Annotated in this window: 23 protein-coding genes; 15 read left to right on the plus strand and 8 right to left on the minus strand. The window is 39.1% G+C overall.

What is annotated here, in order from left to right; all coding sequences use genetic code 11:
- The first annotated feature begins 167 nt into the window (after positions 1–167).
- Positions 168–782 carry a thiol:disulfide interchange protein DsbA/DsbL gene (locus E0D95_RS14995; protein WP_130804941.1) on the plus strand — a complete coding sequence of 205 codons (615 nt, stop codon included), beginning with the start codon at positions 168–170 and terminating at the stop codon, positions 780–782.
- 57 nt (positions 783–839) lie between these two features.
- Here E0D95_RS14995 and E0D95_RS15000 read toward each other — a convergent pair whose 3' ends face one another.
- Positions 840–1,490: a TetR/AcrR family transcriptional regulator gene (locus E0D95_RS15000; RefSeq protein ID WP_130804942.1), complete on the minus strand. Its 651-nt coding sequence runs from the start codon at positions 1,488–1,490 to the stop codon at positions 840–842.
- A gap of 124 nt (positions 1,491–1,614) precedes the next feature.
- Positions 1,615–2,250: a TetR family transcriptional regulator gene (locus E0D95_RS15005; RefSeq protein ID WP_130804943.1), complete on the minus strand. Its 636-nt coding sequence runs from the start codon at positions 2,248–2,250 to the stop codon at positions 1,615–1,617.
- 193 nt (positions 2,251–2,443) lie between these two features.
- Between E0D95_RS15005 and E0D95_RS15010 the strand changes: the two genes are divergently transcribed.
- From E0D95_RS15010 to E0D95_RS15030, 5 genes are all read left to right on the plus strand, one after another.
- Entirely contained in the window at positions 2,444–3,466 is a 1,023-nt protein-coding gene (locus E0D95_RS15010) for a flavin reductase family protein (protein WP_130804944.1), read from the plus strand.
- A gap of 38 nt (positions 3,467–3,504) precedes the next feature.
- The gene (locus E0D95_RS15015; protein WP_004988813.1) at positions 3,505–4,656 is read left to right on the plus strand and encodes a fatty acid desaturase family protein; all 1,152 of its coding nucleotides are present in this window, start codon (positions 3,505–3,507) and stop codon (positions 4,654–4,656) included.
- A 105-nt stretch (positions 4,657–4,761) separates the two neighbouring features.
- Positions 4,762–5,478 carry a ribonuclease PH gene (gene rph / locus E0D95_RS15020; protein WP_004988810.1) on the plus strand — a complete coding sequence of 239 codons (717 nt, stop codon included), beginning with the start codon at positions 4,762–4,764 and terminating at the stop codon, positions 5,476–5,478.
- Between the two features lie 297 nt (positions 5,479–5,775).
- Positions 5,776–7,941: a phosphocholine-specific phospholipase C gene (locus tag E0D95_RS15025; protein ID WP_130804945.1), complete on the plus strand. Its 2,166-nt coding sequence runs from the start codon at positions 5,776–5,778 to the stop codon at positions 7,939–7,941.
- Between the two features lie 168 nt (positions 7,942–8,109).
- Complete coding sequence (locus tag E0D95_RS15030) at positions 8,110–8,313, plus strand: ABZJ_00068 family colistin stress protein (RefSeq protein WP_130804946.1); 204 nt, start codon at positions 8,110–8,112, stop codon at positions 8,311–8,313.
- Here E0D95_RS15030 and nadC read toward each other — a convergent pair.
- Entirely contained in the window at positions 8,304–9,164 is an 861-nt protein-coding gene (gene nadC / locus E0D95_RS15035) for a carboxylating nicotinate-nucleotide diphosphorylase (protein WP_130804947.1), read from the minus strand. The genes E0D95_RS15030 and nadC overlap by 10 nt on opposite strands.
- A 161-nt stretch (positions 9,165–9,325) precedes the next feature.
- On the opposite strand from nadC, the gene ampD reads away from it, so the two are divergent.
- Together ampD and murJ are read left to right on the plus strand one after the other, a co-directional pair.
- Complete coding sequence (ampD, locus tag E0D95_RS15040) at positions 9,326–9,922, plus strand: 1,6-anhydro-N-acetylmuramyl-L-alanine amidase AmpD (RefSeq protein WP_130804948.1); 597 nt, start codon at positions 9,326–9,328, stop codon at positions 9,920–9,922.
- Positions 9,923–9,965: 43 nt separating this feature from the next.
- On the plus strand, positions 9,966–11,519 hold the full coding sequence (murJ, locus tag E0D95_RS15045) for a murein biosynthesis integral membrane protein MurJ (protein ID WP_171478599.1): 1,554 nt from the start codon (positions 9,966–9,968) through the stop codon (positions 11,517–11,519).
- A 134-nt stretch (positions 11,520–11,653) separates the two neighbouring features.
- Here the strand turns inward: murJ and E0D95_RS15050 are convergent, their stop codons facing one another.
- The 5 genes from E0D95_RS15050 to E0D95_RS15070 form a co-directional block, all read right to left on the minus strand.
- The gene (locus tag E0D95_RS15050; RefSeq protein ID WP_130804950.1) at positions 11,654–12,343 is read right to left on the minus strand and encodes a BamJ family beta-barrel-assembly machinery protein; all 690 of its coding nucleotides are present in this window, start codon (positions 12,341–12,343) and stop codon (positions 11,654–11,656) included.
- Positions 12,344–12,393: 50 nt separating this feature from the next.
- Entirely contained in the window at positions 12,394–13,101 is a 708-nt protein-coding gene (locus E0D95_RS15055) for a BamJ family beta-barrel-assembly machinery protein (RefSeq protein WP_004994529.1), read from the minus strand.
- 194 nt (positions 13,102–13,295) lie between these two features.
- Complete coding sequence (locus E0D95_RS15060) at positions 13,296–15,488, minus strand: polysaccharide biosynthesis tyrosine autokinase (RefSeq protein ID WP_130804951.1); 2,193 nt, start codon at positions 15,486–15,488, stop codon at positions 13,296–13,298.
- A 20-nt stretch (positions 15,489–15,508) separates the two neighbouring features.
- Positions 15,509–15,937, minus strand: a complete 429-nt coding sequence (locus tag E0D95_RS15065) for a low molecular weight protein-tyrosine-phosphatase (protein WP_130804952.1) — start codon at positions 15,935–15,937, stop codon at positions 15,509–15,511.
- Between the two features lie 12 nt (positions 15,938–15,949).
- Entirely contained in the window at positions 15,950–17,053 is a 1,104-nt protein-coding gene (locus E0D95_RS15070; RefSeq protein WP_171478600.1) for a polysaccharide biosynthesis/export family protein, read from the minus strand.
- A 208-nt stretch (positions 17,054–17,261) separates the two neighbouring features.
- Here E0D95_RS15070 and tviB point away from each other — a divergent pair, with 208 nt between their 5' ends.
- The 7 genes from tviB (at position 17,262) to E0D95_RS15105 (ending at position 24,360) form a co-directional block, all read left to right on the plus strand.
- Positions 17,262–18,539, plus strand: coding sequence for a Vi polysaccharide biosynthesis UDP-N-acetylglucosamine C-6 dehydrogenase TviB (gene tviB / locus E0D95_RS15075; protein ID WP_130804954.1), 1,278 nt, complete (start codon positions 17,262–17,264; stop codon positions 18,537–18,539).
- Between the two features lie 34 nt (positions 18,540–18,573).
- Positions 18,574–19,644 (plus strand): dTDP-glucose 4,6-dehydratase, encoded by a 1,071-nt coding sequence (gene rfbB / locus E0D95_RS15080; protein ID WP_130804955.1) that lies wholly within the window; start codon positions 18,574–18,576, stop codon positions 19,642–19,644.
- 18 nt (positions 19,645–19,662) lie between these two features.
- Positions 19,663–20,568 (plus strand): dTDP-4-dehydrorhamnose reductase, encoded by a 906-nt coding sequence (rfbD, locus tag E0D95_RS15085; RefSeq protein ID WP_130804956.1) that lies wholly within the window; start codon positions 19,663–19,665, stop codon positions 20,566–20,568.
- Between the two features lies 1 nt (position 20,569).
- Entirely contained in the window at positions 20,570–21,472 is a 903-nt protein-coding gene (gene rfbA / locus E0D95_RS15090) for a glucose-1-phosphate thymidylyltransferase RfbA (protein ID WP_130804957.1), read from the plus strand.
- A 68-nt stretch (positions 21,473–21,540) separates the two neighbouring features.
- Positions 21,541–22,104 (plus strand): dTDP-4-dehydrorhamnose 3,5-epimerase, encoded by a 564-nt coding sequence (gene rfbC / locus E0D95_RS15095; RefSeq protein ID WP_130804958.1) that lies wholly within the window; start codon positions 21,541–21,543, stop codon positions 22,102–22,104.
- Between the two features lie 34 nt (positions 22,105–22,138).
- Complete coding sequence (locus E0D95_RS15100; protein WP_130804959.1) at positions 22,139–23,410, plus strand: oligosaccharide flippase family protein; 1,272 nt, start codon at positions 22,139–22,141, stop codon at positions 23,408–23,410.
- Between the two features lie 50 nt (positions 23,411–23,460).
- Complete coding sequence (locus E0D95_RS15105; RefSeq protein ID WP_165443269.1) at positions 23,461–24,360, plus strand: glycosyltransferase family 32 protein; 900 nt, start codon at positions 23,461–23,463, stop codon at positions 24,358–24,360.
- Positions 24,361–24,485 lie beyond the last annotated feature (125 nt).

The following is a 24,485-nucleotide window of genomic DNA, read 5'->3' on the forward strand; positions in this document are numbered from 1 at the left end:
TCGTTAAGTTTGGTTTACTAGGGTTAGTGTAACCACAAATCTGAAAAAAGTGATCTGCTTGCTCAAAGATATGCTAAAAATCTTCACACAAGCAAAACGAATTTGGCATATTTGTTCTATATTTAAGGCATACACTCAACAGAATGATTTAGAGGAAAAAACAGGTAATGAAAAAGTTTGTTTTTGGTGGTCTTTGTGCCGCAATGATGGCAGTTTCTGGAACTGCAATGGCTGCTGACTTTGTGGCAGGCAAAGATTACACCGTGGTTGCCAATCCGGGCAAAGTCGCTCCGGGTAAAATTGAAGTCCGCGAATTTTTTTGGTACGGCTGCCCGCACTGTTTTAAACTTGAACCATATATGCAGACGTGGTTAAAGCAGATTCCTAAAGATGTCACGTTTGTGCGTACACCTGCTGCCATGAATAAAGTTTGGGAACAGGGCGCACGTGCGTATTATGTTTCAGAAGCTTTAGGTGTGCGTAAAAAAACGCATTTGCCATTGTTCCACGCGATTCATGCACAAAACCAACAAATTTTTGATCAGGCTTCTTTAGCTAAGTTTTACGCAGGTTATGGCGTTCCAGAACAAAAGTTTAATAGCATGTTTAATTCCTTCCCAATTACTGCAAAAGTTGCAGAGTCAAATAAATTGGCGCAGCAATACCAGTTGACAGGTGTCCCTGCGGTGGTGGTCAATGGTAAATATGTGGTACAGGGTGAAGATGGTAAAGTGACGCAAGTGGTCAATTATCTGATTGAAAAAGAGCGTAAAGGCAAATAACAGACGCTAAGATAACAAGTCGCTTGGTCAGAAATCATCAAGCGACTTTTTTATGCTTTAAGATTTATTCAACTCATCCAGTTTAATTTCCAGCTCGAATGCATCCAGATTAATGGCTTGTTTAGGCAACGAAAGTGCCTGATTGACATACAAATTAATCAGCTTCTGACGTGAACCGATCGAACGTTGATAATAACTTGAATTAAGCAGTAACGCCGCGCCATAGGTCAGTGACCAGATATAAGATAAATAGTCGCGAATGGACATATCGTAATTGACTGATTTCAAATAGGCTTCGGTAATCTCTTTAATTGCCAGAATACGTTCCTGACGAATGTCATATAGTTCTTTAAACAAATGATTCAGCTTAGACTCACTCATGGTGAGGTTTTCTTCGAGCTGATGCAGCAAAATAGTTCTGGCTGGCGCAAGTAAATGATGCAGCATATAAATCGGTGCATATTCCTTAAAGTTGCTATTGTGCTTTTGCGAGATATCTAAGAGTTTTTTCTCGTTCTCAATCACCAATTCCAGTAACAGCTCATTTTTACTTTTAAAATGTTTATATAGCGTGCCTTTGGCAATATCCAGCTCGGCGACCAGTTCATCTAGGGTGATTTCCTGATTATTTTCCAGCAATAGCTTTTCGGCAACATTTAATATGCGTTCCTTGCGAATTAAAAATTGTTGATGACGATCTGGATTCATAACAGTTCCTATCACGGTTTAGCTTTAACGAGCATGCTTTGACATTAAGCCAAATTCGCGGATTCGCCAAGCGCATTTATGACTTTTAAATCTTTTTTTTTAAAGATTTAATTTGATTCAGGATTCATTCCCAGTTGGCGATACCACGGAAAATCAAACGGACTTGTGTGGATGCACTTTCAATAAACGCGTGTTGTTGTTGCTGTAGGGCTTCGTCTTGATACTGCCGTGGTAAACTGAGCCAAGTCATGGCCCACGTAAATGACATATTAATCAGGATGGTAGAAAGTACTTTAAGATCCTGATTATCCTGAATGTGTTCAAAGGTCGGTAATTTACGCAGGTCGCTGGTCAGGGCTTCGGTCAAATCCTCAATTTCGCGGGCAATCGCATAACGTACCGTGCTCGATCCGCCCCAGCGTTCTGCAATCATAAATTGCCATTCGAGTGGACTATGGTTGACCGCCTGTACAAATAACTCAATGCTGGTTTGTGGATTGGCTTTGGACTGATGTAAATAACTTTGTCCAAGTTGATGAATCAGGCTTTTAATATGCAAGGCAACCTGATCGACCAGTTCCTGCCCAAGTGCATCCATATCCTGAAAATGTCGATAAAACGCCGTAGGAACCAAGCCCACTTCACGTGCTACCTCACGCAAACTAATACTACTAAATGAACGTCCAGCAGTACTCAGTTGCAATGCAGCATCCAGCAGCGCCTGACGGCTTTGTTGTTTACGTTCGTCCCGGATCGACATGCATTAGACCTATGTTAAACCAGCCAAGAGTCTAACAAAAAGTTGAAGTCTTTTAAAAAAAATAAAACAAATGATTAAAAAAAATCAGTGAACACCTGTTGACTGAATTTAAAAAAAAGAATACTGTGTACACATGTTCACTGAAAGAACATTTGTTCACTCATATAAATAGCCAGATACAAACGAGGAACGTATGAACATTGCAGCCAATTATCAGCCTCAATGGATTCGTGAAGATTTTGTCGATTTCATATTGGAAAAAGTCAACCCAATGTGGACGTGGAAAAAAGTCAAAGCTCAGGTCACTTCAGTGACCGCTATCACCCCTGAGCTGTATCAAATTTGTTTACAACCGAATAGCAATTTTGCAGCACAAAATTTTAAAGCAGGCCACAGCATTTTGGTGACCGTTGTCGTGGCAGGCGTGCGTTATCAACGCAGTTATTCTGTCATGCAAATTGATGCACAAGGCAATCTGTATTTAGGCATCAAAGTTCAGGGCGTGGTCTCGCGTGCCATGAGTCAGTTAAAAGCAGGCGATGTGATTGAAATTTCACAAACCCAAGGTGAGTTTTGCTTACATACCGATCAGACTGCTGCGCTATTGATTGCATCGGGCAGTGGCATTACCGCGATTTATTCGCTGTTACAGCAGGCGGTTCAGCAACAACTGAGCCAGATTAATGTGATTTATTTTAGCCGTGATGCTGCATTTCATCAGGAATTACAGGCTTTGGCGCAGCGTCATCCAAACATTCACTACCATCATATTGATACAACGCAGCAAAAACAGCATTTGACTGTAGATTTGTTAAATCAACTGATCAGTGATTTGCATCAAAAACAAACTTATCTGTGTGGCGCAGCCAATATGATGCAGGCGGCGAAAAGCATTTTTGCCGAGTTAAATTTGAGTGATCGTCTACATATGGAATATTTCCAGCCCGTGGTCGATGAAAGTCTTGAAGCACAACCCGTCACTTTCTTACGTTCACAACAGGCCTTTGAAGCCCACAGCAACTTACTGGAAAGTGCCGAGCAAGCGGGCTTACGTCCAGCACATGGCTGTCGTATGGGAATTTGTAATACCTGTACCTGTACCAAAGTCAGTGGTTCAACCAAAAATATACTGACCGGTGAAATTGATCATGGCAATAACACCCAAATTAAACTGTGCGTCAGTCAGGCGATTAGTCCTGTCACGATCAATCTTTAACAATCGTCAGTCCATTTGAATAGATTCGGAGAAAAATAATGAATATGTCCGTAAAATTTCCATTAAACAGTAAATCTAACTACTTAACCCCAGAACAGGTTGAGGAATTTGGTCGCCGTGTCGAAGAGATTCGCCGTGAAGTCATGGATAATCTGGGCGAAGCCGATGCCAAATACATCTACAAAATTCGTAACTTTGTCCGTTATAGCGAAATCGCATCACGCGGGATGTTAATGTTTGGCGGCTGGATTCCACCCGTATGGTTAGTCGGTACAGGTTTACTCGGTATTTCCAAAATTGTAGAGAACATGGAGCTGGGTCATAATGTCATGCATGGTCAGTTTGACTGGCTCAATGACCCAAGCTTAAACGGTGCCAATTATGACTGGGATACCATTGCCACAGGGGATGACTGGAAACATACCCATAACTATGTCCATCACACCTATACCAATATTGTCGGTAAAGATCATGATGTCGGTTATGGACTATTGCGCGTCAGTGAACAACAAAAATGGGAACCCCGCTTCTTATTGAATGTTCCAATGGCAATGCAACTAATGGTGTTTTTTGAATGGTATGTTGGGGCGCAGAATTTACATTTAGAAGATGCCATTGTATACAAAACCAAATCATGGAAAGAGGTTTGGAAAGATTCGGCTAAATTGCGCAAAAAAGTAGTGCGTCAGGTCGGTAAAGATTATGTGTTTTTTCCATTGATTGCTGGACCAAATGCCATTCCTGTCTTTTTGGGTAATGCTGTAGCAAATGTCATTCGTAGTTTATGGTCGTCTGCGGTGATTTTTAACGGTCACTTTACTGAAGATGCTGAGACTTTTGAAGAAGATAACACTGAGACTGAAACCCGCGCGCAATGGTATTTACGTCAAATTCGGGGTTCAAGTAACTTTAGTGGAACTCAAGGTTTACATATCTTGAGTGGTAATTTGAGCCACCAAATTGAACACCATTTATTTCCTGATATGCCCGCAAATCGTTATTCGGAAGTTGCCCCTAAAATCAGAGCATTGTGTGAAGAATATGGCGTGAACTATAACGAAGCCAACTTTATGAAACAGTTCTGGAGTGTTTGGGTGCGTTTAGCTAAATGTTCATTACCCAATGGCTATAGCGATCAAGTATCCAATACGATTCAAAAAGTGAAAAATCTATTTTCATTTGCAAAATAAGTGCTTTTGTAAAAAGACAAGATTGGGCCAAATTCGGCCCAATTTTATTGAGGGCTTTTGCTATACTATGTTGCAATCTTATTAGCGGCAAAGAAAGGATAGATGATGCGTCTTGACCAACGAGCACTTGATCAATTACGTGATGTAAAAATTACGCGAAATTACACCCGTTATGCTGAAGGTTCGGTTTTGGTCGAATTCGGTCATACCAAGGTATTATGTACCGCAAGCGTTGATCACTCGGTACCACGCTTTTTGAAAGGACAAGGCCAAGGTTGGGTGACAGCGGAATATGGCATGTTGCCGCGTTCTACGCATACTCGTAGTGACCGTGAAGCGGCTCGTGGCAAACAAAGCGGCCGTACCCAAGAGATTCAACGTTTGATTGGTCGTAGTTTACGTGCGATGGTCGATTTGAAAAAATTGGGTGAAAATACCATTACCATCGACTGTGATGTCATTCAGGCCGATGGGGGGACACGTACCGCAGCGATTACAGGTGCGGCAGTGGCCTTGATTGATGCCATGAATGTGTTATTAGAAAAGAAGAAAATCAAACAAGATCCTCTTAAAGGTTTGGTTGCAGCGATCTCGGTCGGGATTTATCAAGACCAAGTTTTACTGGATTTGTGCTATGAAGAAGATTCAAATTGCCAAACCGATATGAATGTAGTGATGACCCAAGCGGGCGAATTTATCGAGATTCAGGGCACGGCTGAAGAAAAACCATTTACTCGTACTCAAGCCAATGACATGTTGGAAGTGGCTGAAAAAGGCATTCAAACCCTGATTCAAAAACAACAGGAAGCATTGGGCTGGTAATCTTTTCTTGAGTGGAAATATTTTAAGTGAAAACGCATCTTCGGATGCGTTTTTTTATGTCTTCATCTAATCGACATCAAATCATCATATTGTTGTAATTTTCAAGCTTTTTACTAGTCTCCATTGTTCAATGGAGAGACCCATGTCTAAATTCTTTTGTTTTTTTCTCATGATTAGCACTGTCATGCTCAGTGCTTGCAAGGACGATGAATCATCGACCCAGCCGACACAATCGCCTAAAAATAATTGCACGATGCACTGTGCGCCATAATAAAAATCATAAATAAGGATTAAATAATGAACCGTCGTGATTTTGTACTGAATACTGCCAAGACTTTATTTGGCACTGCTGCATTATCCAGTTTTCCTTTGAGTATCCAGAAAGCACTCGCCATTGATGCCAAAGTAGAAACAGGTAGCATTCAGGATGTTAAACATGTGGTGATTTTGACTCAGGAAAACCGATCTTTTGATAACTATTTTGGCACCTTAAAAGGCGTCCGTGGTTTTGGTGATCGTTTTAGCATTCCATTGAGTCAAAAGCGTAAAGTCTGGGAACAGTATGATGCCAAGCAAAATAAAATCCTGCCTTATCATTTAGATAGTCGTTTAGGCAATGCTCAGCGTGTTTCAGGTACACCGCATTCATGGTCAGATGGTCAGGATGCGTGGAATCATGGGCGTATGGGGGATTGGGTCAAGTTTAAAAAGCCACAATCCATGGGTTATTATCAAAAACAGGAAGTTGAATTTCAGTTTGCTTTAGCCAACGCTTTTACCTTGTGTGATGCCTATCACTGTGCCATGCATGCAGGAACCAATCCCAATCGCATGTTTATCTGGACAGGAACCAATGGCCCCTCAGCGGGTGTGGCTGCGGTGGTGAACGAATTTGATGGTTTGGGTGCCTCGACCAGCGGCTATGAATGGACAACTTATCCTGAGCGTTTACAACAGGCCGGCGTGAGCTGGAAAGTCTATCAAAATATGCCCGATAATTTTACCGATAATCCACTGGCAGGTTTTAAGCAATATCGTCGTGCCAATGAATTATCAGGACAGCCAGTCAGTCATGATGATCTGGTCAGTCCTGCTTATGATGAAAAAGTGGATGCAACCCAGCCCTTGTATAAAGGCATTGCCAATACCATGCCAGATGGTGGTTTCTTGGGAACTTTCAAACAAGATATTGCGACTGGGAAATTGCCTCAAGTCAGTTGGATCGTTGCGCCTGCGACCTATAGCGAACATCCGGGGCCATCTAGTCCAGTGCAAGGGGCTTGGTATATTCAGGAAGTGCTCAATGCACTGACGGACAATCCAGCCATTTGGTCACAAACCGTGTTACTCATCAATTTTGATGAAAATGATGGTTTCTTTGATCATGTGCCATCACCGAGCGCGCCTTCTCAGGACAGTACAGGCAAAATCTATGGAAAAACGACTTTGCCCATTGATGCTTTGTCACCAGAGTATTTTACCCATCCAGCAGTCGCGACCGCAAAATCTCAACCCAAACCCGATGGTCGTGTCTATGGCCCGGGGATTCGTGTACCGATGTATGTGATTTCACCGTGGAGTCGCGGTGGTTGGGTCAATTCGCAAGTGTTTGATCATACCTCAATTATCCAGTTCCTTGAACAGCGTTTTGGGGTGAAAGAACCGAATATTAGTGTGTACCGCCGTGCAGTCTGCGGTGATTTAACCACTGCGTTTGATTTTAAAACCCCAAATATCACACAGTTGCCTGAGCTTGAAGGGAAAAAAGCCAAAACCGAAGCCGATGCGATTCGTCTGGCGCAGTCATTATTGCCGCAAGTCGCTGTGCCAAGTTCGCAAGTCTTTCCGCAGCAAGAAATGGGCATCCGTCCATCCAGAGCCTTACCGTATATTTTACATACCAGTGCCAAAGTCAATCCGTCAGGACAGAGCATACAACTTTTATTCGCCAATAGCGGAAAACAGGCTGCGGTATTTCATGTCTATGACCGTTTAAATCTGGATGCGATCCCTCGCCGTTATATGGTTGAAGCGGGTAAGCAATTACAGGATGACTGGAACACGCAGCAAGGTCTTTATGATTTGTGGGTATTGGGGCCGAATGGTTTTCATCGTGCGTTTACAGGTAATCTCACTCAACCGGTGCAACAACAGTCACTCGCTGAGATTCGGGTCTGTGTGGAAGATTGCGAAGCCAAACTGTTTTTAAAAGTTCGTCATGATGGGCAATCAAGTAGTAAGCTCAAAGTTAAAGCCAATGCTTATTTACCCAATCAGCAATGGTCAATTGAAACCACAAGCACAGAAACAGAACTGGCTTGGGATATGACTGAATTTGGTGGCTGGTACGATTTCACTGTGTATTTGGAGGCTGACCCAAGCTATAGTCGCCGATTTGCAGGTCGTATTGAAACCCAAAAAGATTCAATTTCTGATCCGTATATGGGATATATCGAGGCTTAAAAATTAAAAAGGGATGTCTCTGGACATCCTTTTTACAAAAACGACAACTATTTCACAAATGATAACTTTTTATCGTCAGCTGAAAACATAGTCTACCCTAGTTTGTCATGATTCAATCTTACAGTAGCAACTGATTTTTATGGTTTTACAAGATCGGGGAAATAAAAAATGCTACAGGGCTTTATTGTACTTTTTGCGATTATTACATTTACGATTATGGCCTGTGATCCACGCCCAAATGAGACATCACGCCAACAATCTGCATGGCAGGCGCAGGTCAAAACTCCAGAAGTTTTAACCCAGCCTCAGCAAACGGCGAATGTAGAGAATCAAGTCATCAAAACTGAAAATAGCGAAACAGATCAGACTTGAACAATTCGAGCATTAAAGCGCATGGAAAGATCAATGGCGGTGACATCTTTAGTGAGTACGCCCATCGAAATATAATCCACACCTGTACTGGCAACTTCACGTAGATTATCCAAAGTGATATTGCCTGAAGCTTCCAATTTACAACGACCCGCAACGTGTTTCACTGCGTCGATCATTTGTTGCTGGCTAAAATTATCCAGCATGACAATATCTGCGCCAGCTTCAAGGGCTTGATTGAGTTCATGCCAATTTTCAACTTCAACTTCAACCGGTTTATTCGGTGCAATATGTCGTGCTTGCGCAATTGCCTGAGCGATGCCACCCGCAGCCATAATATGGTTTTCTTTAATTAAAAAGGCATCAAATAAACCTAAGCGATGGTTTTGACCACCGCCAATCGCAACTGCATATTTCTGGGCAATGCGTAGACCCGGTAAGGTTTTACGGGTATCCAATAATTTGGTCTGAGTACCGTCAAGTTGTTTGACATAATGCGCGGCTTTGGTCGCCACTGCCGACAAGGTTTGAATAAAGTTCAGGGCAGGGCGCTCCACAGTAAGGAGGCTACGCGCCGAACCTGCCAATTTTAAAAATGCTTCGCCTGCGGCAACTAATTCGCCTTCCTGCTTTAACCAGAGAATTTGTACAGTTGGATCATATTGCGAAATTAGTGCATCAACCCATGGACGTCCTGCCAATATCATCTCTTCACGGCTGATAATGGTCGCGGTCGCCTGTTCATTTTCTGGGGTTAATAAAGCCGTAATATCGCCATCACCAATGTCTTCAGCCAGTGCGTGTTGCACATTGATTTGAATCGATTGTTCTAGCAAAGATTGAGGAATGCTCATACTTGATACCTAGGATTCATCCAGAAAATTGAGCGATATATTAGCACTGTCCTTTTCAAAATTCACAAACGATTGTCATAAATATGCCATCTCAATAGTTTTAATTTTTGAGGACTCGATTAAACTAGGATCATTCAAAAATAAATCGGATCATGTTAAGCATGCCATTAAGCGCGACCTATCGAGTTGAACATGGGCAGTTGATCGGTGCCAGACAGATTGCTTCCCCAAATTATAATCAACGTCCTGAGTCCACCGAAATTCAACTGATTGTGGTGCATAACATTAGTTTGCCACCTTCCCAGTTTGGTAGTGGCTATATCGAGCAGTTTTTTCAAAATCAATTGGACTGGTCTGTTCATCCTTATTTTCAAAGCATTGAAGGCATGCAGGTGTCAGCGCATCTGTTAATTTTAAGAACTGGTGAGGTGATTCAATTTGTTAATTTTCACGATCGAGCATGGCATGCGGGACGTTCCAGTTATCTGGCGCAAGTCGAATGTAATGATTATTCGATTGGCATCGAGCTTGAAGGCAGTGATGATTTGCCATTTGAAGAGATACAATATCAGGTCTTAGCCGAAATCACTGCCGTGCTACAACAGAGCTATCCTAAAATTCAGCAGCATATTGCCGGGCATTCGGATATTGCCCGTGGTCGAAAAACCGATCCTGGTCCTTATTTTCAATGGCCTTATTTTCGGCGACTGCTGAATGCAAAAAAAATGCAGGCTAGACATCATTTCACAACGAAATAAATTTTTACTTTCATTACAATATCGGCTTTGTATTTAGCCGTGGGTGGATGCGATGGCATTATGGCGATCAACCTTTATTGTCAGTGCAATGACAATGTTGTCCCGTGTACTGGGGCTGGTTCGGGATATGGTTTTGCTCAATGTATTTGGGGCAGGTAAAGATTTCGATACCTTTGTGGTTGCCTTTCGTATTCCCAATTTTTTTCGACGATTATTTGCCGAAGGTGCATTTTCACAAGCCTTTATTCCTGTTTTGACGGAATATAAAACAGGGCGAGTGCATGCCGAAGTTCAGATTTTGATTAGTCGAGTCTTTGGTTGCTTGCTTCTAGTCATGAGTTTATTGACCTTAGTGGCGATGATTATCGCGCCTGTCATCATTTATGCTTATGCGCCCGGTTTTCATCATGATCCTGAAAAATTTGATCAGGCGGTGAGTCTATTCCGTCTGACCATTCCATATCTGATGTTTATGTCGTTGACCGCTTTTGCCAGTAGTATTTTAAACAGTTATGGCTCGTTTGCCTCACCTGCATTTTCTCCCGTGTTACTCAATCTCGCCATGATCGCAGGAGCATGGTGGTTGACGCCGTATATGCAACAACCGATTATGGCTTTGGGCTGGGCTGTATTGGGCGCGGGTATTTTACAGCTTGCGGTGCAGATTCCTGAACTATGGCGTAAAAAACTGCTCATTCCACCCAAAATTGACTTTAAACATGAAGGGGTAGAACGCATCATGAAATTGATGTTGCCTGCCTTGTTTGGTGTATCGGTCACTCAGATCAATTTATTACTCAATACCATCTGGGCATCCTTTATGCAGGATGGTTCAGTGTCATGGCTGTATAGTGCGGAACGGATGACCGAATTACCGCTCGGTCTCATTGGTGTGGCGATTGGTACGGTAATTTTACCTTCACTTTCAACACGACATGCAGAACAGGATCAGGCTAAGTTTCGCGGCATGTTAGATTGGGCTGCGCGTGTCATTGTCTTGGTGGGATTACCTGCCAGTATTGCGCTCTTCATGTTATCCACTCCGATTATTCAGGCATTGTTCCAGCGTGGTGAGTTTGATTTGCGGGATACCCAGATGACCGCTCTGGCATTGCAGTGTATGAGCGGTGGTGTGATTGCGTTTATGTTGATTAAAGTCTTTGCCCCAGGTTTTTATGCGCAGCAGGATACCAAGACACCCGTGCGTGTTGGGTTGATGGCAGTGGCTGCCAATGCGATTATAAACGTGGTGTTGATTGGCTTTTTTAAATTAATCAATTGGCATGCCGAGCATATGGCATTGGCATTGGCTTCATCTGGTTCGGCATTGGTGAATGCAGGATTACTCTATTTTTATCTGCATAAACGCAATATTTTTCGATTTGGTGGGCATTGGAAAAAACTGGCGGTTCAATATGCGATTGCCAATATTGCGATGATTGCTGCATTATGGCTTGGTTTGCACTGGTACGATGGTCAGTCGTCACAGTGGATACGGATTATTGAAGTGGCTGCTTTATGTGTATTGGGAGTGATTGCTTATGGTGTTGCACTGTTAGCCACAGGATTTCGACCACGCGACTTACGCCATGAGTGATGAGCTTGCTAAATTGAACTTGATGTTTTTGCTGTTATGAAATCTTTAATAGAGAATAAAAAGCACAGCCCAAATCTGGCTGTGCTTTAAGTAAAAAAGGATTGCATCCTTTTTGAGATCACTTAGATCATAAATTAGGGTAAAACTTGTAGCAGTTCAATATCAAAAATTAAAACGCTGTTGGGGCCAATCGCATCGCCCGAACCGACATCACCATAGGCTAGATTCGCTGGAATAAAGAAGCGCGTTTTTCCACCTTCTTTCATGGTTTGTACGCCTTCTGTCCAGCCTTGAATGACCTGGCTGAGCTGAAATTCTACAGGATGATTACGTGCGATCGAGCTATCAAATACGGTACCGTCCAATAAGCGACCTTCATAATTCACTTTAACTTTTGAATTTGCTTTTGGTGATTTACCTGTGCCTGCTTGAAGTACTTGATATTGTAAACCCGATTTAGTGGTTATAACGCCTGATTTTTTAGCATTTTCAGTTAAAAAAGTCTGGCCTTGTTTTTGATTGTCTTGTGCTAATTTTTGAAATTCAATCAGTTGTTTTGATTCAACCTGTTTTTTATATTGACTCAAGGCTTTGGCCATATCCTCATCACTTAAAGAAGATGCTTTGCCTGTAGAGCCTTCTTTGAGGCCTTGAATAAAGGTTTCAAGATTTAAATCCTTTAAGGTATCTGCATTGGTACGTCCCATGACATAACCGTAGCTATAACCCAATTGATCTTTTTGTGGGCTTGTTGAAGTAACGGGTGCTGCAAAACTAGTGGCCGCCACGCCAAATAATACGAATGCTAAACTGGTTTTTTTCATTGTGCTTCCTAAAATAAAAGAGGAGAGTATCAACTCTCCTTCCTCATGAATTATTTAACTTCTAACAGTTCTACATCAAAAATTAAAGTGCTATTTGGTGGAATCATGCCTGGTACACCTTGCTCACCATATCCCAACTGTGCTGGAATGTAGAATGTGGCTTTGCCGCCTTCTTTTAATAATTGAAGACCTTCTGTCCAACCTGGAATTACTTTATTCAAAGGAAATTCAACAGGTTCACCACGATCATAAGAGCTGTCAAAGACTTTACCATCAGTCAATTGACCTTTGTAATGAACTTTGACAACTGAAGTCGCAGTCGGTTGCTTCCCTGTACCTTCTTTAATAATTTTATACTGTAAGCCTGATGCAGTGGTCTTAACCCCTTCTTTATTGGCATTTTCAGTTAAGAAATTGGCATTGGATGATTCTGTTTTCTTGGCATCGTCCAATTGTTTCTGTTGCATTTGCTTTTGGAATTCAACATAAGCTGCTTGAAGTTCCTGTTCAGTATAAGCCGCAGGTTTTTTGCCATGACCATCACGGATACCACTGACAAATGCATTGACATCAAGTTCTGGTGGGGTTTGATGGGCAACTTCATAACCCAGTGCATAGCTGATTTTTTGTACAGGCGAGGCATTCTTGTCTGCCTTTGAACCAACCTCTGCCACTGGATGTTGAGATGCATAGTAAACGGGAATAAGTGCAGCACCGCCTAAAATTACAGCGACAGCAATGGGTAAGGCTTTACTCATGAGTGTTCCAGAAAAGTTGTTTATTTAACCAAATATCAATCGCATGCATCTTAGCATGGCTATCTTAAGCATATCCTGTTTAATAAAAAAAATAACAGGATTTTTATCTATTTTCACATCAATCCTTTATTTGTACATAAAAAAATCGAACCCGTAGATTCGATTTTTTAAAAACATCAAAATAATGAGATTAATTAGTCATCTTTTGCTGCTTTATAGGCATAAGCATAGTTATATCCATAGCTACCGCTCGCTGAACGCTGAATATCATTCAGGATAAAGCCATTTACTTTTGCCCCAGCCTGCTCAAAACGATTCAGCGATAATTCAAGCTCTTTCATTTGAGTTTTGGCATGACGAGCCACGATCAAATTCACGCCTGTGTATTGTGAAATAATGATGCCATCTGTCACTGCAAGCACTGGTGGCGTATCCAGAATAATATGATCATAGTGTTGAGAAAGTTCTTGCAATAAAGTCTGGAACTTCTGAGAGCTTAATAACTCGGACGGATTAGATGGACTCTTACCACGACTGATAAAGCTTAAATTCGGCACTTCAGTTGAATGAGTCACTTGCGTCAACGTCGCTTGGTCGGTTAATAACTCGGTCAGACCCGGTTGGGTTTCCAGATTAAAATATTTATGCAAATAACCACGACGTAAATCGGCATCAATCAGTAAGATTTTCTTGTCACCTTGAGCAAAGATTGTGGCTAGGTTGGTCGAAATAAAGGATTTACCGACTTCTGGCGCAGGACCACTGATCATAATGATATTGTTTTTTGCACCTGAAAGCGCGAAATGAATGGCAGTACGAATACTTCGCAGGCTTTCAATCGCAACATCATCACTATGCTTAACTGCCAGAATCGGAATATTCTTTTTCTTCTTCAATACAGCCAAACGATTTTCTTGAACAGGAGAACGCGGCACAGTGGCGTAAACAGGAAGTTCCAGTTCATTTTCAATTTGAGCAGAATCTTTAATGCCTGTGCGTAACATATTACGGGTCAAGGCAATCAACACTCCGATAAAGCCACCTACAAAAATTGACAGAATCAGCACGATCAGCTTTTTCGGTTTGATGGGTTTAATCGGTTCTACCGCATGATCAATAATACGTACATTCCCAATTTCACCCGCTTCAGAAATTTTAAGCTGCTGATAGCTATTCAGTAAATTGGTATAAAGCTCGGTATTGACTTTGACATCACGATACAACTGCAAATATAAGCGTTGTAGTTCTGGTAAACGTTTCAAGGTTCCATTCAGTTCACCCAGTTTTTTATTAACGGTTGCCACTTGCGCATTGATTTCAGCCATTAAGGGGTGATCAGGCGTGTATTTTGCTGCAAGTTCAGCTTGTTTTTGTTGTAATTCAATTCGCATGGTTTCAAGTTGGATATTTTGTTTCAACAGTAACTCAGATTCTTGCGTCACATCAACGGTATTATGTTGCTCTCGGAATTGGTTAAATTTACGTTCAGAATCTTCCAGTTGTTTACGTAATTCAGGTAATTGTTTATCTAAAAAACCTAAGGTCTGTTTGGATTCTAAAGATTTTCTTTCAATATTTTGCGCGTGATAAACTGTCAAAATATTATTTAAAACTTGCGTAATATGCTTCTGATCCTGCCCTTGATAGGTCAGACCGAGTACACCTGTCATTTTACCTTTTTCAGCCACGCTATAATTTTCAGTTAAATTTTTAACTGCTGTTGGCAAGGCAAATTTGGTAATTTTGAATTCGTGTTGAAAAGGTGTAGAACTGTTGATGCGGATTTTCCATTGACCTTGATTCGTTGTTAAAAGGTTATCCTGATTTAAACGACCTTCCGCTACAATATTGTCTTTATAAGTTAAACTAAACTGATTTTGTTTAAATTGAAGGACTAAAGGTTTATCCAGAAAGTAAAAAGGAACCTCAAATTTTTCAACAAAAAAAGATTGTCCCTTTTCTTTCAATAAAACGCCTGATGGAGAATAATCAAGTTGTCGTTTTGATTCTGAAATTAGTCGATTGAAAGGTGTATCTTTAGTGTCTTGAATCTGGATATCTAAATGTAAATTCTGAATGACCTGACCCAGAACCAGTCGTGAATTCAAAATTTCTCGTTCAGCATCAGCAGGTGATTTTTGACCGCTTACAGCACCTGCGACACTACTTAACTCGCCCAATAAAGCCGCTGAAGCCGCACTTTTGCTATCTTCAACCTGAACCATGGCATCGACTGAATAGACATCAGGCGTAACACGTAAATAAAGTAAGGCACAGATTAAACTTAAAATAATGCACAGCGCGATCATTTTCCATTGCGCAATTAAAGAGAAAAATAGCTCTTTTAAATCGATGGTGTCTTCAGTTGTTGTAGAATTTTGACTCATGGGTAGCAACTACTTAAAAATTAAATATGTGATTTCCAGTCAGACACGTAAGCCTGAATATTACGGCAGGTTTCATCAAAAAACGCCTGATCGTGTTGATAGGGATCAGGCACATTTTTATGTTGCCAATGTCCAAGTCGAAACACTTTACCTTTGGCAAAAGGCCAAGTCTGCTCTAAATGCTTTTGTTGATTTAAGCTCATCACTAAAATTAAATCAGCTTTTTTGATTAAATCACTATTTAGTTTACGTGCAACATGTGGACGCATATCAATGTTGATTACATCCATGCACTGAATAGCCTTGGCATCTGCGCCTTCGCCAATCAAGCCAGAAATTCCTGCTGACTCTATACTTAAATGAGGATGGCTTTGTTTTAAAAAATACTCTGCCATTGGGCTACGACAAATATTTCCAACACAAACCACTAAGATATTTTGTATTTGCATTCGTTTATTCGCTTAGTTTTTACCCAATTGGTCAAATGTATAAAGTGCGCTAGAGAACGGTACAATCTGGTTCATAATACGCTGCCAGCGAGTTAAACCTGTTGCATCGATATAAACAATATCATTTTTTTGCATTTGAAATTGATTGGCCAACGCTAGGTTTCCAATACTGCTGAGATCCAAATGATAAATGGTTGAGGTACGCGTTTGTAAATTAGTACGCATCACATAAATTCGCGCTGCGCTGGCTGAATATGGATTGATCCCTTCACTTTCACCCAATACATCACTTAAAGTCATGCCTTGATCACGTAAAGACAGCGCCTGACTTTTACTCGATTCACCCATCACATAGAGTTTCTGGTTTTGTTTGGTGTTGACATAAATCGTATCATTGGGCTGGATGAGGAGTTTGTGTAGGGAATAGCCCTGTTTTTCTAGACTCACCGCGTTTAAATCAAACGTTTTACCATTACGAATCAGTTGAATCGAGGTATTGTCACCAGTTTCGGTATTGACACCACCCGCCATACCCAGTGCGGTATAAATACTAATCGGTTGGTCATTTAAAGTGTATTGACCACTTTTCATCACCTGACCATTGACAAAATAACGATTCCCTTCGTAAGAAAGCACCCGAACCACAACATCAGGGGTTTTTAAATAATGCGCAAATTGAGCGCGAAGATTTCGATTCAGTTCAGACACGGTCTTGCCAGCAGCGTGAATTTTACCGACAAGTGGTAAATAGATATTGCCATCGCTATCAATCGGATAGCCTGAAGCTTTGATATTGGCAGAGTCTTGTTGGAGAGGAGGTGTTAGTTCTGGATAAGCCCAAAGCTGGATCGACAGTACATCACCTGCACTTAAGCGGTATAAGGTATGTTGCGAACGAAATAATGATGCTAAATCTGAGGAGGTCACATTCGCTGCGGTTTGTAATGCAGGAATATTGGCCTGAGTCAACTGAACGACAGAGACATCTGCGCCTTGGTCTGTTCTAAAATGACCTTGTTCTGGTAGATCGTAGGTCTGTAATCCGGAAGTAACAGCACATCCTGAAAGGCTTAAAATACAGATAGATAATAAAAATGAGGCGCTTCTCAACTTCACAGCAAAACCCTTTGTTTGTAATTCGTTGTAACTTTGAATCAAAATTCTGTCAGAATTGTAGACCATAATGAAAATAAGATGTAGGTTTTTAAATGTTAAATTGTATAATTCAAACATCCTTCATGTAAGATCTGCTATATTTCGTATAATGTAAAGACATACTTTCGTAATATACTCCGCAGATGGCTTCGTTATTGTTAGGTTTCTTATGTTTCAGCTTGAACAGCTCAGTATCGCAATTATTGGACTAGGTTATGTTGGGCTGCCACTAGCCGTTGAGTTTGGCAAGCAAAAACCAACCCTTGGTTTTGATATTAATCAACAACGTATTGCTGAACTACTTTCTGGGTATGATCACACGCTGGAAACATCGCCAGAAGAATTAAAACAAGCAGTGAATTTGCATTATACCCATGATTCTGCTGCATTAATAAAATCTAATTTCTTTATTGTCACTGTTCCAACCCCAATTGATGATTTTAAACAGCCTGATTTAACACCCTTAATTAAATCTTCTGAAACCATTGGTAAAGTGCTCAAAAAAGGTGACATCGTGGTATATGAATCCACTGTCTATCCTGGCGCGACTGAAGAAGTGTGTATCCCTGTTTTAGAGAAAATTTCAGGCTTGAAATTTAATCAGGATTTTTTTGTAGGTTATAGTCCTGAACGCATTAATCCTGGGGATAAACAGCGTCGTGTGACCAATATTTTAAAAATAACCTCAGGCTCTACCCCTGAAGTTGCTGATTATATCGACCAAGTCTATCAACTGATTATACAAGCAGGCACTTATAAAGCACCGAGTATTAAAGTCGCCGAAGCAGCGAAAGTCATTGAAAATACGCAGCGTGATGTCAATATTGCTCTGATTAATGAATTGGCATTAATTTTTAATAAACTTAACATTGATACCGAAGAAGTATTAAAAGCTGCGGGGACCAAATGGAACTTTTTGCCGTTTCGTCCGGGATTGGTCGGTGGTCATTGTATTGGGGTGGATCCCTACTATTTAACCCATAAGGCCCAATCCATTGGTTTGCATCCTGAAATTATACTGGCAGCGCGTCGTTTAAATGATCGGATGGGTGAATATGTTGCGACCCAATTGATCAAGGAGATGGTGAAACAGCGGATACAGGTGGTGGGCTCTAAAATCCTGATTATGGGACTCAGTTTTAAAGAAAATTGTCCTGATATTCGTAATACCAAAATTGTCGATATGGTCAAAGCCCTGAAAGAATATGATCTTGATCTAGATATTTATGATCCATGGGTGGATGATACAGAAGTCCAACATGAATACGGTCTTGCACCTATTAAAACATTACAGCAAGGTCAGTATGATGCGATCGTGATCGCAGTGGCGCATGATCAATTTAAAAGTATGACGATTGATCAATTTAAACAATTAGGTAAAGAAAAACATGTCTTGTATGATTTAAAATATGTGCTTGATAAAGCGCAAAGTGATATTCGGCTGTAATTCTAAATTCAAAAGATAGTATAAAAGGTTATATATGAAAATATTAATTACAGGTGGAGCCGGTTTTATTGGTTCTGCTGTCGTGCGACATATTATTCAAAATACAAATAATGAAGTCTTAAATGTAGATAAATTAACCTATGCGGGCAATTTAGAATCTTTAAAGGAGGTCGATCAGAATGAAAGATACCAGTTTTCCCAAACTGATATTTGTGATCGAATCGCTTTAGACGAGCTATTTAAAGATTTTCAACCCGATGCTGTGATGCATTTAGCAGCAGAGTCACATGTCGATCGCTCAATCTCAGGTCCGGCTGATTTTATCGAAACCAATATTATTGGGACGTATCAGTTACTAGAAGCATCACGCTACTACTGGAATACTTTAGCAGGAGAAAAAAAATCAGCATTTCGTTTCCATCATATCTCAACTGATGAGGTTTACGGTGATTTAGAGGGAACAGAAGATTTATTTTTAGAGACTACCCCTTATGCGCCAAGCTCTCCTTACTCAGCAAGTAAGGCAAGTTCAGATCATTTAGTATGTGCATGGCACCGTACCTATGGTCTACCGATCGTGTTAACCAATTGTTCTAATAATTATGGGCCATACCACTTTCCTGAAAAACTGATTCCCTTGGTCATTTTAAATGCCCTCGCGGGTAAATCATTGCCAGTCTATGGCAACGGGGCGCAAATTCGTGATTGGTTATATGTTGAAGATCATGCACGTGCACTATATAAAGTCATGACTGAAGCCAAAGTTGGTGAAACTTATAATATTGGTGGCCATAATGAACAAAAAAATATCGATGTTGTGAAATCGATTTGTGAACTTTTAGAAGAACTTGCACCTAACAAGCCAGAAGGTATAGCACAGTATCAAGATCTGATTACCTATGTGACAGATCGACCAGGTCATGATCTACGCTATGCGATTGATGCCACTAAAATTAAACAAGACTTAAATTGGGTGCCTGAAGAGACGTTTAAAACAGGGCTGCGAAAAACAGTACAGTGGTATTTGGATCATCAGGATTGGGTGCGAAATGTACAAAGTGGCGAATACCAGAACTGGGTTATACAACAGTATGCCAATGCCTAAAACAGAGAGTGGATATAGATGAAGCTGTTGATTTTAGGTAAAAATGGCCAGGTTGGTTGGGAATTGCAAAGAGCATTGCAACCGTTAGGTAATGTGTTGGCCCTAGATCGCTATCAAGATACGAAAACTCAGTATTGTGGTGATATCGCAAATTTTGATGCAATCGTTCAAGTCCTTACACAATTTCGTCCGAATATTGTCGTGAATGCAACCGCATATACTGCGGTGGATAAAGCTGAGACTGATCTTGAACAGGCAGATTTAATAAACCATTTAGCAGTGAAACACTTAGCTGAACAATGTAAAACAGTGAATGCATTATTGATTCACTACTCAACGGATTATGTATTTGATGGTCTTGGCCAAACCGCATGGCAAGAAACAGATGAGAAAGCCCCACAAAATGCTTATGGGCATACCAAACTAGCGGGTGAAATTGCACTGGAGCAAAGCCAAGCTAAATTTATTAATTTTAGAACCAGTTGGGTCTATGGTACGCATGGCAATAACTTTATTAAAACCATGTTGAAACTTGCAAAAAGTAAAGATGAACTGAATATTATTGCGGATCAAATTGGTGTACCGACAGGCGCAGCATTGATCGCGGATGTTACAGCTCAAGTCATCCGATATTATCTGTTTAATCCACATCAACACAATGATTTACACGGGCATTATCACCTTGCTCCACAAGGTGAAACCTCATGGTATGACTATGCGCAATTGATTTTTGAACAAGCGCGACAGAAGGGCATTGAGCTGCAAATTAAGCGAGTGGAAGCAATTCCAACCACTGCCTATCCAACACCAGCCAAGCGTCCACTGAATTCAAGATTGAATACCCAAAAATTACAACAGACTTTTCACATCCATTTACCTGAATGGCAACAGGGTGTAGAACATGCGATTGCAGAGATGATTTAATATGACAGTAGTACAAAAAAATCGTAAAGGTATTATTTTGGCAGGCGGTTCAGGTACACGCCTTTACCCAATCACGATGGGCACATCAAAACAATTACTCCCAATTTATGATAAACCCATGATTTATTATCCATTGTCAGTTTTAATGCTGGCAGGGATTAATGAAATTTTGATTATTTCTACGCCTGAAGACTTACCCAACTTTGAAAAATTGTTAGGTACGGGTGAAGAGTTGGGTATTCAACTTTCATATAAAGTACAACCTTCTCCAGATGGACTGGCTCAGGCCTTTATATTGGGTGAAGAATTTATTGGAGACGATAATGTAACTCTGATTTTGGGTGACAATATTTTCTACGGTCAGCATTTTAGTGAGCAACTCAAACGAGCTGCTGCTCAAGATCAAGGGGCGACGGTATTTGGTTATTACGTGAATGATCCTGAACGTTTTGGGGTGGTTGACTTCGATATAAATGGGAAAGCATTAAGTATTGAAGAAAAGCCTGAACAGCCGAAGTCAAATTATGCGGTTACGGGTTTATATTTTTATGATAATTCAGTGGTGGAAATTGCCAAAAATATTAAACCCTCACACCGTGGTGAATTAGAAATTACGGATGTGAATAATGTTTATCTTAATCAAAATGGTTTAAGTGTAGAAGTGTTAGGTCGTGGGTTTGCTTGGCTAGATACGGGAACGCATGATTCATTGATTGAAGCCAGTCAATTTGTACAAACGATTGAACATCGTCAGGGCTTAAAGGTTGCTAGTTTGGAAGAGATTTCATTTAACAATGGTTGGATTGATTTAAATCAGCTCAAAGCACGCGGTGAATTCTTTAAAAAGACAGGCTATGGTCAATATTTATTGAAATTGCATCAAGAGCATTCAAGTCAGTCTTAACATCAAAACATCCTGTAAATGATTTTACATGATGTTGCTTGTGTGAATTTATTTTGGAATACGTGTAAATGAATATTATTGAAACTAAAATTAAAGACTTATTAATATTTGAACCGCGAGTTTTTGGTGATGACCGTGGTTGGTTTATGGAAAGTTTTAATCAAGCAAATTTTGAAAAAGAGCTGACCGAACGTGGTTTGGACGTACCAAAGTTTGTACAGGATAATCATTCCTTTTCACAAAAAGGTGTGTTGAGAGGTTTACATTATCAGTTAAATCCACATGCGCAAGGTAAGTTAGTTCGTGTGGTTCAAGGTCGAGCTTGGGATGTAGCAGTAGATATCCGTGAAAACTCGCCAACATTTGGTGAGTGGGTAGGGGTTGAGCTTACAGGAGACAATCACAAACAGTTTTGGATTCCTGCTGGTTTTGCACATGGTTTTTTGGCTTTGGAAGATAATACCCAGTTTTTATATAAAACGACAAATTATTACTCTAAAGATTGTGAAAGAAGTATTGTGTGGAATGATCCTGAGATCGGAATTGATTGGCCTATAGCAAAAGATTTGAAATTACTATTGACAGATAAAGATAGTGATGCTCCTAATTTATTTAAAGCTAAAAAATTTTAATTAATAGATGCAAAGTATTTTATAAAAGAAACTAATGAAGTTAAAAATCCTTAAAAGTCGAATATTGAGAAATTCAGTTTGGAGTTTTTCTGAAAAAGTCATTTCAATTTTTGGGCTAATATTTGTAACTTCATTAGTGGCAAAGTATATTGGTGCTGAAAATTTTGGAAAACTAAATTATGCAATTAGTCTATTTGGAATAATTCAAACCATAGCTTGGATGGGTTGTGAAAATATTATTTTTCAGCGGACAAGTAAAAATGCCATATCAGGTTGGTATTTAATAAAATTAACTAGAACTATAAGAGATACTGCATTTTTTTTGACTGCAATTCCACTCTTACTTTACTTTTATTATTTTACAGACCAATACACTTTTTATTTTGGAGTTGCTGCATCAGTCTCAGCTTATATTGCATCACATGATTTATACACTATATATTTTAACGCACAATTAAAATCTAAGATTAATACAATCTGTAATTTGATTGGTCTAACTATAAGTTTGTTAATAAGATTTTTAATAGTTAAGCTTAATACGCATATATTGTGGTTATGTGTACCAATTATATTGGTTGCATTAATTCCATTTATAATAAAATTTTATATTTTTAATTATGGTTATAGAGGTAATTTATACAGATATAAAAAAATTACTTATAAATACAGAAAATATTTATTAAAAAATGGTAGTAAATTGTTACTTTATACTTTGTCGATAGCAATATTTACAAGAACATCTCAATTTTTTATTGGTACATTTGTGGATATGAGGAGTGTAGGAATATTTACAGTCGCATATACAGTGGGTGGAGGGATATCTTTATTGCTGAATTCTTTTATAAGTTCATTAATGGTGAACGTTTTTTCTGAAAAAAAAGATTTGGCGGCTGAATCAATAGTATTAAAAACATACTATTTGGTTTTTACTTTATGTATTTTGTTTTTTATATTTATGTTTGTATTTGGGGAAATTATAATTTTATTTTTATACGGAGAAGAGTATATTGAATCGGTAAGGTATTTATATATTTTTATTTTTTCAGCATTGTTTTCATCTATTTCAAATATATCCGAAAAATATATTATGAGATATAGAGGGTATCATTATTTATTTAAAAAGACTTTAATATTGCTTTTGATTAATATATTGTTGACATTTATGTTGGTAAAGTATTATGGTTTAATAGGAGCGGCTTTGGCTGTTTTAATTACAGAAGTTCTAGCTGCCACAGTTTTAAATTATTTTTTTAGAAATGGTTTGTTACTAAAGTTGCATTTTTTTAAGTTATTTAAAATTCTTTAGTGGAGATATTGCCAATGATAAAAGATAGGATTTATAAAGTTTATATTCTTATGAAGGCATGGTGGAGGTTTGTATTTGTTAAACAGACAGTATTGGAAGAATGGCTTGAATTTTTTCCAGAAAAAAACATTTGTCATGCTAAAATTCCCAAGAAAATTTGGATATATTGGGAATCTATGTGTGAGAATGATCTCGTTAATTTATGCATAGAAAATATAATAGACTTACACCCAGATTACGAAGTTAATGTTCTTAATAAATCGAATTTAAAAGATTATGTAGAATTACCAAATTTTAATAAAAATATTGAAACAGCCGTCATAGCGGATTATATTAGGCTATCATTGCTTAAAGATTTTGGAGGCATCTGGCTAGATGCTAGTATTTTTTTAGTTGAAAATCTTGATTGGATATTGAAGAAAATGAAATCTAATCAAACTTTTGTCTTTTATTCTGATGAGTGTACAATTAATAAAAGTTTACCAATTATTGAGAATTGGTTAATAATATCTGAGCCAAATAATATTTTTATAAATGATTGGTTCGAAGAATTTTCTAAGTGTTTTACAAGTAATGATCCAAAAAAATATTATAAGGATTATGCTAATAAAACTGATTTAATTCAAAATATTGGAAATACAGACTATCTAATGTGTTATATATCAGCCGCAATTATAATGAATAAAAAACAATACAATATATTAACTGTGAATTCTGGTTCACATGGTCACTATTATAATTACTTTTATATTTCAAATGGGTTCATAATTGCTTTATATCTTCTTATTTTTTCTGAAAATAGGGAGAATTCGCCTAAATTAATTAAGTTCACTAAAGAAACACGAAATATGACAAATCTTTTTTTAAGAAAAGGTTTTTTTAGCAAAAAAAGTACATTAGGGAAAATATATCATAAGAAGAAATTTTTAATTAAAAAGGATAAAATATGAATTTTATCGTTAAAAAAAATCATTTTTTATCATTTTTTATTTTTTTAATGGCAATTGTGGTTTCTTTGTTTGTGTCTAATAAACCGTATAATTTAGATCCAGATTATTATGTGTATTTTAATGGA

The organism is Acinetobacter ihumii (assembly GCF_900625095.1).
GTDB classification, from domain to species: Bacteria; Pseudomonadota; Gammaproteobacteria; order Pseudomonadales; family Moraxellaceae; genus Acinetobacter; species Acinetobacter ihumii.